The 16468-nt window shown below is 33.0% G+C and carries 14 protein-coding genes; 13 read left to right on the forward strand and 1 reads right to left on the reverse strand.

The genetic code is table 11. The annotated features are described in order from the left end of the window. Positions 1-3: 3 nt before the first annotated feature. From rlmKL to CJF42_RS05390, 4 genes are read left to right on the forward strand one after another with little or no spacing between them, the layout of a single operon-like run. Positions 4-2118, forward strand: coding sequence for a bifunctional 23S rRNA (guanine(2069)-N(7))-methyltransferase RlmK/23S rRNA (guanine(2445)-N(2))-methyltransferase RlmL (rlmKL, locus tag CJF42_RS05375; protein ID WP_095365695.1), 2115 nt, complete (start codon positions 4-6; stop codon positions 2116-2118). Further along, positions 2111-2335, forward strand: coding sequence for a glutaredoxin family protein (locus tag CJF42_RS05380; RefSeq protein WP_095365696.1), 225 nt, complete (start codon positions 2111-2113; stop codon positions 2333-2335). The genes rlmKL and CJF42_RS05380 overlap by 8 nt, the downstream gene beginning before the upstream one ends. Continuing rightward, positions 2335-4260: an ATP-binding cassette ATPase Uup gene (gene uup, locus CJF42_RS05385; RefSeq protein WP_095365697.1), complete on the forward strand. Its 1926-nt coding sequence runs from the start codon at positions 2335-2337 to the stop codon at positions 4258-4260. The genes CJF42_RS05380 and uup overlap by 1 nt, the downstream gene beginning before the upstream one ends. A gap of 12 nt (positions 4261-4272) precedes the next feature. Further along, positions 4273-6012: a DUF3466 family protein gene (locus CJF42_RS05390; RefSeq protein WP_095365698.1), complete on the forward strand. Its 1740-nt coding sequence runs from the start codon at positions 4273-4275 to the stop codon at positions 6010-6012. Between the two features lie 86 nt (positions 6013-6098). Here CJF42_RS05390 and CJF42_RS05395 read toward each other — a convergent pair whose 3' ends face one another. After that, positions 6099-6605: a DUF2062 domain-containing protein gene (locus CJF42_RS05395; RefSeq protein ID WP_095365699.1), complete on the reverse strand. Its 507-nt coding sequence runs from the start codon at positions 6603-6605 to the stop codon at positions 6099-6101. 57 nt (positions 6606-6662) lie between these two features. On the opposite strand from CJF42_RS05395, the gene CJF42_RS05400 reads away from it, so the two are divergent. The 9 genes from CJF42_RS05400 to CJF42_RS05440 all read left to right on the forward strand — a co-directional run bounded on the left by CJF42_RS05400 (position 6663) and on the right by CJF42_RS05440 (position 16464). Then, positions 6663-8879, forward strand: a complete 2217-nt coding sequence (locus CJF42_RS05400; RefSeq protein WP_170940481.1) for a DNA internalization-related competence protein ComEC/Rec2 — start codon at positions 6663-6665, stop codon at positions 8877-8879. A gap of 97 nt (positions 8880-8976) precedes the next feature. After that, the gene (msbA, locus tag CJF42_RS05405; RefSeq protein WP_095365701.1) at positions 8977-10731 is read left to right on the forward strand and encodes a lipid A export permease/ATP-binding protein MsbA; all 1755 of its coding nucleotides are present in this window, start codon (positions 8977-8979) and stop codon (positions 10729-10731) included. Further along, positions 10731-11711 (forward strand): tetraacyldisaccharide 4'-kinase, encoded by a 981-nt coding sequence (gene lpxK / locus CJF42_RS05410; RefSeq protein WP_095365702.1) that lies wholly within the window; start codon positions 10731-10733, stop codon positions 11709-11711. The genes msbA and lpxK overlap by 1 nt, the downstream gene beginning before the upstream one ends. A 12-nt stretch (positions 11712-11723) precedes the next feature. After that, entirely contained in the window at positions 11724-11921 is a 198-nt protein-coding gene (locus tag CJF42_RS05415; protein ID WP_095365703.1) for a Trm112 family protein, read from the forward strand. Then, positions 11909-12685, forward strand: coding sequence for a 3-deoxy-manno-octulosonate cytidylyltransferase (gene kdsB / locus CJF42_RS05420; protein ID WP_095365704.1), 777 nt, complete (start codon positions 11909-11911; stop codon positions 12683-12685). Before CJF42_RS05415 ends, kdsB begins: the two co-directional genes overlap by 13 nt. A 10-nt stretch (positions 12686-12695) precedes the next feature. Beyond that, complete coding sequence (locus CJF42_RS05425) at positions 12696-13382, forward strand: TIGR01621 family pseudouridine synthase (protein WP_095365705.1); 687 nt, start codon at positions 12696-12698, stop codon at positions 13380-13382. A 28-nt stretch (positions 13383-13410) separates the two neighbouring features. Further along, on the forward strand, positions 13411-14208 hold the full coding sequence (gene tcdA / locus CJF42_RS05430; protein ID WP_095365706.1) for a tRNA cyclic N6-threonylcarbamoyladenosine(37) synthase TcdA: 798 nt from the start codon (positions 13411-13413) through the stop codon (positions 14206-14208). Between the two features lie 61 nt (positions 14209-14269). After that, on the forward strand, positions 14270-15217 hold the full coding sequence (locus CJF42_RS05435; RefSeq protein WP_095365707.1) for an endonuclease/exonuclease/phosphatase family protein: 948 nt from the start codon (positions 14270-14272) through the stop codon (positions 15215-15217). A 146-nt stretch (positions 15218-15363) separates the two neighbouring features. Beyond that, positions 15364-16464 (forward strand): DNA alkylation repair protein, encoded by a 1101-nt coding sequence (locus CJF42_RS05440; protein WP_095365708.1) that lies wholly within the window; start codon positions 15364-15366, stop codon positions 16462-16464. Positions 16465-16468: the final 4 nt, after the last annotated feature.

The raw sequence follows: 16468 nt of genomic DNA on the forward strand, positions 1-16468 counted from the left end.
ACTTTGCAATTTATCGCGTTAACATCAATTGGTATTGAAAATATTTTAGCTGACGAACTAAAACAGTTAGGAGCCCAAATTGGCAAACAAAGTGTCGGTTCTGTTGTGTTTGAAGCCGAGTTACCGCTTGCGCAAAAAATCTGTTTATCTACGCGTTTCGCGACGCGAATTTTGATGAAAATTGCAGAAAAAGAAAATGTAAAAAATAAAACTGATTTATATAACTTAGCCCGTTATCAAGCTTGGGGTGAGTGGTTAACGCCAAAAACCACCTTTGCAGTTGATTTCAGTGGTACTAATACAGAATTAAAAAATACACAGTTTTCAGGTTTAGTGATCAAAGATGCGATTGTTGATTACTTCCAAGATTTATATGAAACTCGTCCAGATGTTGATAAACAAAATGCACAAGTTCGCATTGCAGCACGTTATCATCAAAACAAATTAGACTTGTACATAGATTATTCTGGTACAGGGTTATCACAACGTGGTTATCGTCAAGGGCAAGGTCGTGCACCTATAAAAGAGCATTTAGCTGCAGCGTTAATCCATCGAAGTGGATGGTTAAAAGATGTCTCTCAACCATTGTTTGATCCATGTTGTGGTTCAGGTACTTTATTAATCGAAGCTGCAGGTATGGCCAACAATCAAGCACCAGGCCTTAAAAAAGAGCAGTTTGCATTTGAGCGTTTACCAAACTTTAACGAATCACAATATCAAGAAGTAAGAGAAGAAGTTAGCGATTTACAATCCCCTAAAAAACTTTACTTAATTGGCCAAGATATTGATGGTTTTGTACTGTCTAAAGCTCAAAACAATGCCAGAGCTGCTGGCGTAGATCAACTCATAAAGTTTAGTAAAGGAGATGCAGCTAACCTTAAACCTGTTTCTAAACGTGCTGGTGTTGTACTTTCCAATTTACCTTATGGTGAGCGTATGGGAGGAACAGCGGAACTAATCAATTTATATAGAGGCATGGGGGTTGCTTTTAAGAAGCACTATGCAGATTGGCACCTCGCTTTACTGAGCTCCGATGAAGCTTTATCTAAATTATTAAAAATTGTTCGCCATAAACGTTACAAGTTTAAAAATGGTCCGATAGATTGTGTATTAAATACTTACATACTCGATGAAAAACAGGTTGTAGAATCAACACATTCAACAGAGTTAAATTATGAAGATTCAACTGCTTTTGCAAACCGTTTAAAGAAAAACAAACAAGGTTTAAAAAATTGGTTAAAACAACATGGCATTACAACTTATCGTTTGTATGATGCTGATATTCCACAATATAATGTTGCAGTAGACATATATAATGACCACGCGGTTATTTATGAATATGCAGCCCCTAAAGAAGTTGATGAGCAAGTATCAAATAAACGACTTCAAGATATTATATATTTAACAAGTAAACAACTAGACATACCAGCTGAAAAAATTGCCGTTAAAGTACGGAAAAAACAAAAAGGCGATTCTCAATACAGTACAATTTCACAACAAGACCAATCAATGGTAGTGGCTGAGTATGGTGCTAAATACAAAGTAAACATATTCGATTATTTAGATACCGGCTTATTTTTAGATCACCGTTTAGCACGTCAATATATTCAACAGAATGCACATGATAAGCGTTTCTTGAATTTATTTGCTTATACAGGTACAGCGTCTGTTCAAGCTGCAATCGGAGGCGCTAAATCTATTACAACTGTTGATATGTCGAAAACATATATCAATTGGGGTAAAGAAAACTTTGAACTCAATAATATTCAGAATCCGCGATATCGTTTTTTCCAAGCCGATTGTTTAGCATGGCTAGATAACGCTCAAGGTGAATATGATCTTATCTTCTTAGATCCACCTACATTCTCTAATTCAAAACGTATGACAGATGCATTTGATGTACAAAGAGATCACATTAAGTTATTTGAAACAACTAAAAAAATCCTAAGTGAAAATGGCGTGTTATTTTTCTCGAATAACAAACGTGGTTTTAAGATGGATGAAGAAAAACTTAATGAATTAGGTTTACAGGCTAAAAATATCAGCGAAAAGACCCTATCTCCAGATTTTAAAAGAAACAAACACATTCACAATAGTTGGTTGATCACTCGTGTCTAAAGTGACTTTATATCATACTCAAGGTTGCCACTTATGTGAGCAAGCTTATGAGTTGTTAGTAAATATTTTTGATGTATCCGATATTATATTATTAGATATAATTGAAAGTGAAAATCATATGTCACTATATCAAACATCGATCCCAGTATTAGAAAATAATCAAAACGGTAACAAGTTATTTTGGCCGTTTAATGAACAAGATATAAAAGGTTTGTAATGGACTTAATAAGAATAACAAGTGCTAGACTTGCGTTTGGCACTCACTGCTTACTTGATAATGCAGAAGCAATAATTGAAAACGGCGAACGTGTATGTATCGTTGGCCGAAATGGAGCGGGTAAATCAACACTTTTAAAAATACTTGATGGTGAAGTACTTTTAGATGACGGTAATATTAACCGTGTAAATGATTTAAAGATATCTCGTTTAGAACAAGATCCACCAAAAGGTGCTATCGGAACTGTTTTTGATTATGTTGCTCAAGGCCTTCCAGGTATGGCACAGTTACTTATTGATTTCCATCATGTTAGTACTCAGCTACAAACGGAATGTACTGATCATCTCCTCAAAAAATTAGAACGCTTATCTGATGAACTAGAGTCTAAAGATGGATGGAGATTCGATTCACAAATTAACTTGGTTTTGAGTCAATTAAAACTAGATCCTGAAGCTGAATTAGAATCACTTTCTGGTGGTTGGCTTAGAAAAGTAGCACTGGCCAAAGCATTAGTATGTGACCCAGATTTACTTTTATTAGATGAACCAACAAACCATTTAGATTTAGCAAGTGTACTTTGGTTAGAAAAATTCCTAAAAGAGTTTAAAGGAGCCATTGTATTCATATCTCATGACCGTGCATTCATTCGCTCACTTGCTACTAGAATACTCGATTTAGATCGCAGTAAGCTTGTATCTTACCCTGGTGATTATGCTTTATATATAGAACAAAAAGAGCATGATTTAAAAGTAGAAGAACAACAAAATGCATTATTTGATAAAAAATTAGCGGAAGAAGAAACTTGGGTCAGGCAGGGTATTAAAGCACGAAGAACTCGAAATGAAGGGCGTGTTCGTTCGTTAGAGGCGCTTAGAAATGAACGAAAACAACGAATTGAAAAAGTAGGTAAAGCTGATTTTAACGTTGAAATTGCACAAAGATCTGGCAAACTTGTTTTTGAAGCTGAAAATCTATCTCATGCATTTAAAGATTTAACAATCGTAAAAGATTTTTCGACTCTTGTAATTAGAGGGGATAAAATTGGTTTAGTTGGTCCTAATGGTATTGGTAAAACAACCCTGTTAAAACTTCTTTTTGGCCAATTAGAAGCTCAAAGCGGTACTATAAAGCAAGGTACAAATTTAGATGTCGCTTATTTCGATCAATACCGAGCAGTGCTTGATGAAGAAGCAACGGTACAAGAAAATGTTGCTGAAGGTAAACAAGAAGTACTCGTGGGTGGTAAACACCGTCATGTGCTTGGTTATTTACAAGACTTCTTATTCCCTCCTGCGCGTGCGCGCACACCGGTTAAAGCATTATCTGGCGGTGAAAAAAACCGCTTACTGCTTGCTAAATTGTTTTTAAAGCCGTCTAATATACTCGTCCTTGATGAACCTACAAATGATTTAGATGTTGAAACACTTGAACTTTTAGAGGAAATCGTAGATAAATACGATGGTACCGTATTAGTTGTAAGCCATGACCGTGAATTTATTGATAATACTTGTAGTAGTATTTGGGGCTTTGAAGGTAATGGTGTTGTTTCTGAAATAGTAGGTGGTTACACTGATTATCAAGAACATAAAAAATATAAAGAAGAACAAGCTAAAAAACTAACACAAAAAAGTGATGTTCAAAAACAAACTAATACAAAACCGTTACAAAGTAATACAAAGGTGTCTTCAGATAGTAAATCTAAAAAGCTATCATATAAATTACAACTAGAGCTAGAACAATTACCAGCCCTACTTGAAACTTTAGAAAATGAAGTTAAAGCACTACAAACTGAAGTGACAAGCGCTGATTTTTATAAACAATCAAGTGACATTACTCAAGTTAAATTGAACGAATTGGCCCAAGCCGAGTCCAAACTCGAAGTTGCGTTTGAGCGCTGGGAAGAATTAGAAGAATTAAAAGGTTAGTAGTAGGTCACAATGAAATATAAATTAACCGCGCTTGCGGTAGCAACAGTTTTAAGTACACAAGTTAATGCTGCGACATATGAAGTTGTAGAATTAGGTAATTCGCAAACGGCTAAACATAGTTATGTTACAGATTTTAATAATGATGGCACAGCAATAGGAGCTGTACGAGGTAATTTTAATTTACCAATTGATATTAGTGCTATCGACTTTGAAGATAATACACTTAAAAATGCTTGGAATAATCAAGATAAATATGAAGAAAGTATAGATAAAGAAATCACTTTTACTTTGCAAGATATTGAAGCAGGTAATTTAAATGCTGATGCACTTACCTTTATGTTGTCTTTTTTGTCTGGCAAAAAAACTGATCCTAATTGGCAGAAAATCGAAGATGCAGCGGTTGTTTCTTTTGTAAGTGGGCCTCAAGAACAAATAATTTTTGATTCACAACTTTTAATTGATTCAGGTAATTATCAATATGATGGTCTGAGTAGATCAGTTGTCAATAACCTAACAGCTATTTCAGAGAATGGGGTAAAAGTAGGATGGGGAAGCTCTGTTTACACAAAAGAAATGTTCACACCAGAAGATGAAACCCAAGAAGAACTATTCTACGTACGTGAATTTGAAAGCCGCGGGATAGTAATTAAACCTGATGGTAGTCATATCACTATAGAGCCAGAATTTAATGAGCATGGTGGTATGAGTATTATCACTGACATCTCTCAAAGAGAGGGCGGTGGCTATGTGTTAGTAGGAGATGTGTCAACTGGCATACCTGAAGACCGTCAAAAGAATTTAGATGATAATTGTGATGGTAAAGATGAACCAGAAACTGTTTGTGTTTGGCAATACAAAAATCAAACTAATCAATTATTTGATCGACGTGCAGTAAAGTGGACGTTAGATTCTGAGTTTAATGTAACAAATACCGAGACTTTAGGTTTGGCATTAACACCTGAAGAAGATGAAGATTTTGCTTTTAAAAGTACAGCTTTAACTGTCAATCAAGTAGGCATTGTTGCTGGTTATTCTCATATGAGATGGAAAGATACTGATACTATAGTCACTATGCCGGCATACTTTAAAGATGGTGAAGCACAAGGCTTTATTGATCAAGAAGATGATTGGTTTGGCGGTCAAGCATCAGATATTAATGATAATAATATTATTGTCGGTTATGCAAATAAAACGATTAGTGGTACTACTCGTACTAAGTTTTATTACCATGACATTAATACTGGTCAAACAATATTCCCAGAAGATTATTTCTCAAGCTCAAGCTCAATTGCAAGAGATATCAATAATAAGGGGATTATTGTAGGAGAAGGTGAGATTGAAACAAATACTTCTTCCAACAGAAGAAGAGAAGCTTTCATGTATGAAATCCATGCAGAAAATTTTACAAACATAAATGATTTATTACCTTGTTATGCAAGTAATGGTGAAGACAGATATCCTTATGTTGTGGCTGAAGCAACTGGTATTAATGAAAACAATGAAATCATTGGATCAGCTACTAAAACAGTTAAAAAACGTGATGCCAAAGGTAATGTTGTAATTGATAGTACGGGTCAAGAAGAATTTGAGAGTATTGTTGTAGCAGTTAAACTCGTACCAACTGGAGGTGAAGTTGAAAAATGTTCAACACAAGCATCTGAAACATATGAAAGACAAGGTGCAAGCTTTGGTTTCTTGAGTGTCATACTACTCCCATTTGTCGCAATTCGAAGAAGGTTTTTTTCTTAATTGCCTGAGATTTAGTACCAGCTGCAATAAAAAACCGCTTAATAGCGGTTTTTTATTTTATAAATTATCAAAAATTATACTAATATTTATTTATGGCGTTTTTTCCATGCCCTTCGAACTGATGTTTGCCATAAAACATCTATACCAAAATATCCGATTAATGCCGCGACAGAGGCGCAAATTAAGCTACCAAGTATAAAAGCGGGTCCTATAGTTGATAAGCTGTCTATTAACCATTGTACTGTGGGGGCAAATGAAAAATCTTGTCCATGTTGGCCTAATACTGTTGCACCTACTAAGTAGGAGCCATAAAAAATTGGCGTCATGGTGAGCGGGTTAGTGATCCAAACTAATGCAATCGAAAGAGGCAAGTTAACACGAAAAGGAATTGCTAAAGCTGCAGCTAATAGCATTTGAAAAGGAACAGGTATGAAAGCAAAAAATAAACCTATTGCAAAAGCGCCTCTCGCTGAACGGCGATTTAAATGCCATAAGTTTGCATCATGTAATAATGAACCAAATATTTTAAGTGATTTATTATTTTTAATCTTATCGTGATCTGGTAAAAAACGTTGAATGATTTTTTTTGCCATGACGCTAAAATGTTTCCTTATAGTCAAATCTGTTTTGGATTTGTTTTTGGATGCTTATTGTCGCTGTTTCAGTTTAATACACCAGTCTTTTTTGCAATTTTTGCATGTATTTTGATATTAAGTTTATATTTTAAACGCTTTAGAATTTTAGTACTTAGCATTCTTGCTGCAACCATTTATTTACTTGCTTATTACCATATATTTTATAACTGGGAGTTACCTCAATATCAAAGAGGTAAAAGTTACAAGATTGATGCTCAAGTTATAAAAATTTATGAACCGCTTATAAATACAGGTAACAATATTGAACATCCTATATATTTTAAAGCTAAATTACTAAAATTAGATCATGAAAATATAAAACAAACTGTATATATAAATTTATCTTGGTATAAAAATAAACCGCAGCTCAATGTTAATGATACCTTAACTGCCAATGTAAAGGTAAAACCTTTTAGAAGTTTACAAAATTTTGGTGGGGCAAACAGTGAACTTTGGGCTTTTTATAATCATGTTAAAGCCAAAGGATATATTGATAATAAATTTGGTATAAAAATAATAAAAGATAATGCACCTGATACACAGAAAATCCTACAACAAAAGATATCAACCGCATTTATAAAGTCGATCAATTATTGGTTCTATAAAGCAATTTTGTTTGGCGATAAATCTGCGATGCCTCATACATATAAAGAGAAGTTCAAAATTATGGGGATCAGTCATCTATTTGCTATTTCTGGTTTACATATAGGCATGATGTTTGCCATTGGATTTTACAGTGTAAAATTTATAATCATCATATCTATGATAAAACCAAAACAGAAATTAAATATAAATACACTTTATACTTGTACAGGTTTTATTTTTGCTCTGACCTATACCTTATTGAGTGGCTGTTCTATTTCCGCAATTAGAGCATTAATTATGTTAGCTGTATTTTCTTTTATGTATATTAAAGGGGCTCAATATTTTAGTTATCGGGCACTGCAATATGCGTTAATAATCTCACTATTAATCAATCCATTTCAATTATTAAACCCTGGCATATATTTTTCATTCTTGGCTGTATATATATTAATTTTTAGTTATACAAAATTTAGTATGGAACATAACACAGCATTAAAACGATTTTCATGGTTGGTTATTATTCAAATGAATTTAACAATTGGTTTATTTCCTTTAGTTTGGTTTTTCAATGATGGCGCAAGTTTCATTGGAATATTTGTTAATTTAATTGCGATCCCATTGATGGCTTTATTTATTTTACCTAGCATAGTGATTATTTCATTTTCTTCATTATTTAATTTATCTACCTCATTGTTATTATATTTAGACATGTTTCTAAGTGAGTTATTTTGGTATTTATCAGAACTTGAAGTTAATGTATTTTGGCTGCAATTAGGAGAACTCAGCTGGCAGTCATTAATATTAATTTATCTAACGCTATTTTTGTCATTTTCTTCATTTAAATTTTTTGTTTATTTACCTGTTTTTATATTACTGGTCAATAAATTAACAGAACAAAAATCGATATGGCAAGTAGATATTTTGGATGTTGGCCATGGTCTTAGTGTCTTAATAAGTCAAAACAACAAAACATACGTTTATGATATAGGTGCTAAATATATGACCGGGTTGAGTATCGCGCAAACACAAATTATTCCATATATTAAAGGAAAAAATCTTACAATTAAACACACTATGCTCAGTCATCGTGATAACGACCATGTCGGCGGATTACAGGATTGGATTAATTTTGGGTTGAAAGATACTTTGTTAATTAACACTAACCTTCCCCAAGAAATTGATACTTGTACTTTAGGACTGATGAAGTTTGGAGATCTAAAAATTCAAAATTTATGGCCTATCACTAAAAGTAAAAAATCAAATAATAACTCATGTGTTGTTAAGGTTTCAGACGATAACTTTTCTATATTACTTCCAGGTGATATCCACAAGAACGCAGAGCTTGAATTAATTAGCAAGTCAGTAGACTTAAAAGCAACAATATTAGTAAGCCCTCATCATGGCAGTAATACTTCTTCAAGTTCAGGGTTTATAGCAGCAGTTTCACCGAAATGGGTGATTCATTCAAGTGCATTTAATGGACGATGGTTAATGCCTCATAGTGAAGTAATGCATAGATACACAGAACTTGGCGTACAACAATTAACCACTGGTATATCAGGTCAGATCAGAATTAAATTTTTTAGTGATAAGTATCTTATCGAAAGTACGAGAAGTAAGCAAAATTATTGGTTTTTAGTAAATTAACCCATACATTATTATAATAGAATTTGGGTTTTACCAGATGCAAGGATACAATAGTATTTCTTGATCGTATTTTAGATAATTACCAGAGAGTATTTTAATGAGTTCAACCTCATCAACGCATTTCAAACGCTTATTAAGTTATGTTAAAAAATTTAAAGTCGTTGCCTCATTCTCTATTATGGGCATGTTAGGGTATTCAGCAATGGATGCTTTATTTATTCAGCTTATGCAGCCTTTTATTGATTTAGGTTTAAGTGGTGATAATACTGAGCTGAAATCAGAAACCTTATTACTAGCACCTATTATCGTAATGTTATTAGTTTTTTTTCGAGGTTTGTTTAATTATATTTCAAGCTACTGCTTAAGCTATGTCGGTTCACAAGTGGTTAAAAGCCTCAGGCAAGAGTTATTTGAACATATGCTTCATCTGCCAGTTTCATTTCATGATAAACATTCAGCAGGGAGTTTAATATCAAAAATAACTTTTGATACGGAGCAAGTCCAGCAAGCCATAACAAAAGGCATGTTAGTTTTAGTTAGAGAGGGGGCTTTTGTTGTATTTTTACTGGCGGGTATGTTTTATGTCAGTTGGAAGCTATCTCTTATATTTCTTTTTATTATGCCATTAGTTGCTCTTGTAGTAAGTATCGTTTCTAAACGTTTTAGGAAAATATCAACCAATATACAAACAGCCATGGGAGATGTCACCCGAGGTTCAGAGCAAATGCTTAAGGGTCATAAAGTTATTCATAACTTTGCAGGCCAAAAAATTGAAATCGATAATTTTTCAAAAGTTAATAATAAAAATAGACAGCAAAGAGTCAAAATGGATGCAACTAAAGCACTGAGTGTGTCTGTGATACAACTTTTAGCAGCAAGTTCTATGGCCGTTATTTTGTATCTAATGGCACAACCATCTATGATAAATTCAATTACAGCTGGCTCTTTTACTGCATTACTTACATCTATGATGATGATGCTAAGACCTTTAAAACAACTGACAAACGTAAATAGTGACTTTCAACGTGGGCTTTCAGCTGCACATAGTATCTTTGAGATATTAGATACGCCGATAGAAAAAGACAATGGTTCTAAAGTAATAACAAAGGCGAAAGGTTTAGTTGAAATTAAAAATTTAACTTTTAGTTATCCAACTAAAGACGAACCTGTTTTAGAAAACTTAAATTTAACAATTCAGCCAGGTTCAAATATCGCTTTGGTTGGGCGTTCAGGTTCTGGTAAATCAACCATATCAAACCTGTTGCCTCGCTTTTATGATGTAACGACATCAGGTAGTATTTTACTGGATAATGTTGCGATTGATGAATATCAATTACAAGATCTGAGAGCACAGTTTTCAATTGTTTCTCAACAAGTTGTCTTATTTAATGACACCATAAAAAATAATATTTGTTATGGTCATAAAACTGATTTAACACAAAAAGAATTAATCGATATTTGTAAAAAAGCCCATGTTTGGGAGTTTGTGAAAGACTTACCTGAAGGCTTAGATACCATGGCTGGTGAAGATGGAGTAATGTTATCTGGTGGTCAAAGACAACGTATTGCGATTGCTCGGGCTTTAGTTAAAAATGCACCTATTTTGATTTTAGATGAAGCGACTTCAGCGTTAGATACAGAATCAGAAAAGTTGATCCAACAAGCTTTAACTGAATTGATGCAAAACAAAACTTCAATTGTTATTGCACACAGGTTGTCTACCATTGAAAATGCGGATCAAATTTATGTTATTGATGCAGGTAAAGTCATTGAACAAGGTACTCATGCTGAACTATTAAAACTAGAAGGTGTATATTCTGGATTAAATAAAATTCAATCAGGTGACACTTAATGAGTTTGTTAGAAAGAAGTTGGTATCAAAAACACTGGTATATTAACCCGTTAACTTGGTTACTTTTACCCTTATCAGTATTGTTTTGGTTAATATCTAACTTTCGAAAATTATTATTTAAATTAGCAGTAAAAAAAACAATTACATCAAGTGTACCAGTCATTGTTGTTGGTAATATTAGTGTTGGCGGTAATGGCAAGACACCTATGGTTATTTGGCTTTGCGAGTATTATAAAAAGCGAAATAAAAAAGCAGTGGTGATCAGCCGCGGTTACGGTGGGAAGAGTGTACATTATCCATGTGACGTTAATGAGAGTTCATCTCCATCTCAATGTGGAGATGAACCCGTATTAATCGCCAAACGAACTGGATTTCCAGTGATTGTGGGCCCAAATCGTGTTGAAAATATAAAACAAGCAGTTGATAAATATCAACCAGATGTCATTATTTCCGATGATGGTATGCAGCATTATCAAATGGGCAGACATCTAGAATTGTGCATTGTTGATAGCAAACGACAATTCGGTAATGGACTTTTGATGCCTGCAGGTCCGCTCAGGGAGACAAAAAAAAGACTAAACTCAATAGATTTAGTAATAGAAAATGGCGGTAGTGCTCAATTTCATTACATTTTAGCGCAGAGTGGTCTTTATAAGGTAAAAGATGATTGTCCTGCTAATTTTGAAAACCATAAAGTAAGTGGTATTGCGGTGTCAGCAATAGGAAATCCTGCTAGATTCGAAGTATCCTTAGCGCAAGCAAATATAAATATTATAGATAAAAAGCACTTTAGAGATCATCATAAATTTACCAAAAATGATTTTGCAAATGATTCAAATATTAATATTTTTATGACAGAAAAAGATGCTGTAAAATGTAAAGCATTCGCAAAAGATAATTGGTATTACTTAAGAGTTGATGCCAGTCCGAATACTAATACACAAAAAAAATTAGAAAGATTACTTAAAACAATCACTTAAAAAGAGAACCTTATGGCTTTTGATATGAAATTATTAGAAATCTTGGCTTGCCCAGTAACAAAAGGTAAATTGATTTTAGATAAAGAAAATAGTGAATTAATAAGTACACAAGCTAAACTTGCTTACCCAATTAATGACGATATTCCAGTTTTACTAGAAACTCAAGCAAGAGAGCTTAGCCATGAAGAGGTAGAAAAATGGCATTCGTAGTTGTAATTCCTGCGAGATTTGCATCAAGTCGCTTACCAGGTAAACCATTAGCGGATATATGTGGAAAGCCTATGATACAGCATGTTTATGAAAAAGCATGCCAATCAGGAGCAAGCAAAGTTGTGATCGCAACAGACCATCAAGATGTATTTAATGTAGCTCAAAGCTTCGATGCGCAAGTAATCATGACTAAAGACTCTCATGAATCTGGCACTGAAAGACTTGCAGAAGTAGTCGAAATTTTAGCTTTACCAAAAAACACTATAGTCGTCAATGTTCAAGGTGATGAACCACTATTAGCACATGAAAATGTTGATCAAGTGGCAGCTTTATTGGCTGACTCATCTGCTCCTATGGCAACGTTGAGTGTAGCGATTGATGAAGTAGAAGAAGCATTTAATCCAAACGCAGTAAAAGTTGTAAGTGATAATGATAATAATGCACTCTATTTTTCCCGTGCAACGATTCCTTACGACAGAGAGCGTTTTTTAGTTAATGATACTCGTAACGTAAAAAATCAAGAAATAGGTGATTTTTACCAAAGACATGTGGGAATTTATGCCTATAGAGCTGGTTTTATAAAGGAATATATTGAACTTGAACCATCACCACTTGAAAAAATAGAAGCACTAGAGCAATTGCGTGTTTTATTTCATGGGAAAAAAATAAAAATTCAAACAGCCAAGAACACACCAGAACCTGGAGTTGATACGCCAGAAGACTTAGCGCGTGTAGTGGCTTATTTAACAAGTCAAAATAATTAGTTTGAAATTAATGAGTAACCAACTAACCATCGTTTTTGATCATAATGACTTTCTTATTTTCGATAAACCACCAGGTTTAAGTTTTCATAGTGAAAATGGGCCCGGTTTTGTTGTTCATGCAGAACAACAATTACGAAGTAAACTTTATTCGATTCATAGGTTAGACAAAGTCACTTCTGGTTTAATTATTCTTGCTAAAAATAAAAGTGCTGCAGCTAAATTTACGCAGTTGTTTTCTCAAAATAGCAATAATGAAAAGCAAATCGAAAAATTTTATATTGCACTTAGCTCACAAAAACCCAAAAAAAAGCAAGGTTGGATCAAAGGTGATATGGTAAAAGCCAGACGAGGTGCTTTTAAGTTATTAAACTCAAAAGAAAACCCAGCTATCACTCGGTTTTACTCTCAATCAGTAAAGCCTAAGATCAGGGCTTTTTTACTGAAACCTTATACAGGTAAAACACATCAATTAAGGGTGGCATTAAAAAGTTTAGGCTCACCAATTATAGGTGACACGCTTTATGCTAGTCAGGACAACAGTGATAGAGTGTATTTACATGCATTTGCTCTGAAGTTTAATTGGAATGATGAAGTCATCCAAATTAAAAATTGGCCCAGCATTGGGAAGCACTATCTAACAAATGATTTTGGAATAATAAAATCAATATGGTCAGAGCCTTGGAATTTGGATTGGTAAATTAAACAAATTTAATGAAGAAAATAGTATGAATAAAAGTAATAAAATACGTTTTGGTGGCATACAAAGATTATATGGTGATCACCAAGCAAACTTACTTACTCAAGCACATTTTTGTGTAATAGGTATTGGTGGTATCGGTAGTTGGGTGGCTGAAGCACTTACTAGAACAGGATTAGGTCATATCACGTTAATTGATCTTGATGATTTATGTATTACAAATATCAATCGTCAAATTCACGCTTTAACTGATAGCATAGGTGAACCTAAAACTGAGGCAATGGCAAAACGATTAAAACAAATTAATCCGCAAATAAAAGTGACTGAAATAGATGACTTTTTAACAACTGATAATTTGTTTGAATATATTAAAGATTTTGACTATGTCATTGATTGTATTGACCAAGTAAAAGTAAAAGCCGCACTTATTTATCATTGTAAACGAAATAAGCTACCAATAATTACAATGGGTGCTGCTGGTGGACAAATAGATCCAAGTGAAATAAAATTTGGTGATGTTGCGAAAACAACTAATGATCCATTACTTTCAAAAGTACGTTACTTGCTAAGAAAGCAATATAACTTTACTACAAACCCAAAACGTAAATTTGGCATAGATTGTGTATTTTCAACAGAGCAACTCGTTTACCCAAGTATTGATGGTTCAGTTTGTAAATCGAAACAAAATGCAGATGGGTCTTTGACTATGGATTGTGAAAATGGTTTTGGATCGGCAACCATGGTTACTGGAAGCTTTGCATTTTTTGCAGCTTCCAAATCAATTAGAAAGTATTTAGATAAGAAAAAAAGAACTGCACAGCAATAATTACTTACATTAAATTTAAGCCTATAATTTTATAATATCTTAAATGATCAAGGTTATATATTTGCTTAAACTTGTTTTTATATTTTTTTATATTTCACTACTAAGCACTTTGACGTTTTCATTCTTCGATTTACCTTGGTGGCTTGATAACTTATCTAATGTTATTTTAATTTGGATTGCGTTGCTTTTTATTGCAGCGCCATTTTTATTATTAACTTTTAAACGTTATGCACTTTTATTGCTAATGCCGACTTTTGTTTTAACTATATATCATCTTTTACCTATCTTTCACTCTAAAGCCATAACTGATACTCGAGTAAAACTAAAGAGTTATCGCTTTATTCAAGCTAATTTATCTTATTATAATAATAATCTAGGAGACTTTTTTACAGCGAGTAATAACATAGCAAGTGATTTTATATTTTTGTTTGAATATAACGTTCAAAAAAGAGAACAGTTAAAAAGATTTGCCAATGGTAAGCATATGTATGGCTATGAAGAAATCCAAGGGTTCCCTTTAGGAATAGCTGTGGTAAGCAATTATCCAATTGTATATTCTCGTTTACATAAATCCAATAGTAAATCTGCTGAAATATTAGAACTAAAATTTTTTGATAAAAAAATAAATAAAATTATTCATAGTTTTTTACTTCATCCTCCATCACCCAGAACACAAATTAACTGGGAGATAAGAAATGATTTATTTAATAAATTAAATACACTTATTGAAAAAAACAGTTCAGAGCATACATTGATAGCAGGGGACATAAATGTATCTCCTTGGTCATTCAACTTTCCCAAACCAGAAAAATTCACCCCCTGTTATTTAGGAAACCAATACTTTTCATCGTGGCAATTTGAAAAAAACTTTCCAAAAGCAGTGATAACAAGTTTAATAGACCATTGTTTTTATAATTCAGGATTTTCTTTAATCAATTATAGACATATTCCTGTTAATGGAAGTGATCATCAAGCGCTTGTTTACCAATTGCAACTCGTACAAAAGTGATATGCCATATTACTTCAAAATGCATGTTGCAGAGCTATCTGAGTGGGGCCAATTAAAGGCGTGTTGATGCTGCGTTATTAATTCTAGCTGAAATCGCGCACTCTGAAGTATCATGGGTATAGATATTAAAAATTTAGAATCTTAGTATGAAAAATAATTTATCAGAACATGCTGTTAATCGCATCGCTCATGCATTATCAAAATCGATTTCAGATTTTGATACTCAGTTATTTCAAACTCAAGCTTTATCAGGATTATTAAGTTTAGAATTAAAAGAACGTGTAATACATATTATAAACGTGATGCATACTTTTTTACCTCTAGATTTTAAAGAAACAGCTAAAATTCTATTGTTAGTTAAAAATAATTGGGATTATGGTGATTCAAATGACAGTTATAGTAGTTTTGCCGCTTGGCCAATTATTGATTATGTCAGTATTTTTGGTATTGAATATAAAAAAGAGTCTTTAGAATTATTAAAACAACTGACTGGTTTATTTTCATCTGAATTTGCTATTAGAGCGTTTATTGTTAAATATCCCGATTATTGTTTGTTGAAATTCAAAGATTGGATCTATGACAAAGATGAACATGTACGCAGGCTCGTTTCAGAAGGAACAAGACCAAGGTTACCTTGGGGTATGCAAATAAAAGCATTTATATTAGATCCGAGTTCTAACTTACCTTTATTAACTAAATTAAAATCAGATCCAAGTTTATACGTAAGACGTTCTGTGGCTAATCATTTAAATGACATTGCAAAAGATAATCCTGACATTGTGATCAACTTATGTAAACAATGGCAAAAAAATAAAATGAATAAACAAGAACAATGGGTAATTAAACATGCAACGCGTTCGTTAGTTAAAGCAGGGCATAAAGATGTATTTACTTTATTAGGTTACACAACTGATCCTAAGATAAAAATAGAAAAATTTAATTTAACATGTGACAAAATAAAGCAAGGTGGGCAATTGCACTTTGACTTATTATTACATTCGACAAGTCGTAATAAACAAAATATTGTTATTGATTACGCTATTCACTTTGTTAAAGCTAACGGTAAAACTAAGCCAAAAGTATTCAAACTTAAAACTTTTAAAATTGATATTAATGCGAATATTGAGTTATCAAAAAAACATTCCTTTAAAGCCATTTCTACTCGAAAATATTATATTGGAGCACATAAATTAGAAATACTGGTTAATGGACAATCAATCGAAACAAAATCCTTTGATCTAATTTAACTTC

Origin of the sequence: Pseudoalteromonas sp. NBT06-2 (assembly GCF_002276045.1) — a bacterium.
Classification (GTDB): domain Bacteria; phylum Pseudomonadota; class Gammaproteobacteria; order Enterobacterales; family Alteromonadaceae; genus Pseudoalteromonas.

Coding starts and splice junctions, on each gene's coding strand:
- uup (WP_095365697.1), top strand. CDS start 2,335: ATGGACTTAATAAGAATAACAAGTGCTAGACTTGCGTTTGGCACTCAC.
- CJF42_RS05390 (WP_095365698.1), top strand. CDS start 4,273: ATGAAATATAAATTAACCGCGCTTGCGGTAGCAACAGTTTTAAGTACA.
- CJF42_RS05395 (WP_095365699.1), bottom strand. CDS start 6,605: ATGGCAAAAAAAATCATTCAACGTTTTTTACCAGATCACGATAAGATT.
- msbA (WP_095365701.1), top strand. CDS start 8,977: ATGAGTTCAACCTCATCAACGCATTTCAAACGCTTATTAAGTTATGTT.
- lpxK (WP_095365702.1), top strand. CDS start 10,731: ATGAGTTTGTTAGAAAGAAGTTGGTATCAAAAACACTGGTATATTAAC.
- CJF42_RS05415 (WP_095365703.1), top strand. CDS start 11,724: ATGGCTTTTGATATGAAATTATTAGAAATCTTGGCTTGCCCAGTAACA.
- kdsB (WP_095365704.1), top strand. CDS start 11,909: ATGGCATTCGTAGTTGTAATTCCTGCGAGATTTGCATCAAGTCGCTTA.
- CJF42_RS05425 (WP_095365705.1), top strand. CDS start 12,696: ATGAGTAACCAACTAACCATCGTTTTTGATCATAATGACTTTCTTATT.
- tcdA (WP_095365706.1), top strand. CDS start 13,411: ATGAATAAAAGTAATAAAATACGTTTTGGTGGCATACAAAGATTATAT.
- CJF42_RS05440 (WP_095365708.1), top strand. CDS start 15,364: ATGAAAAATAATTTATCAGAACATGCTGTTAATCGCATCGCTCATGCA.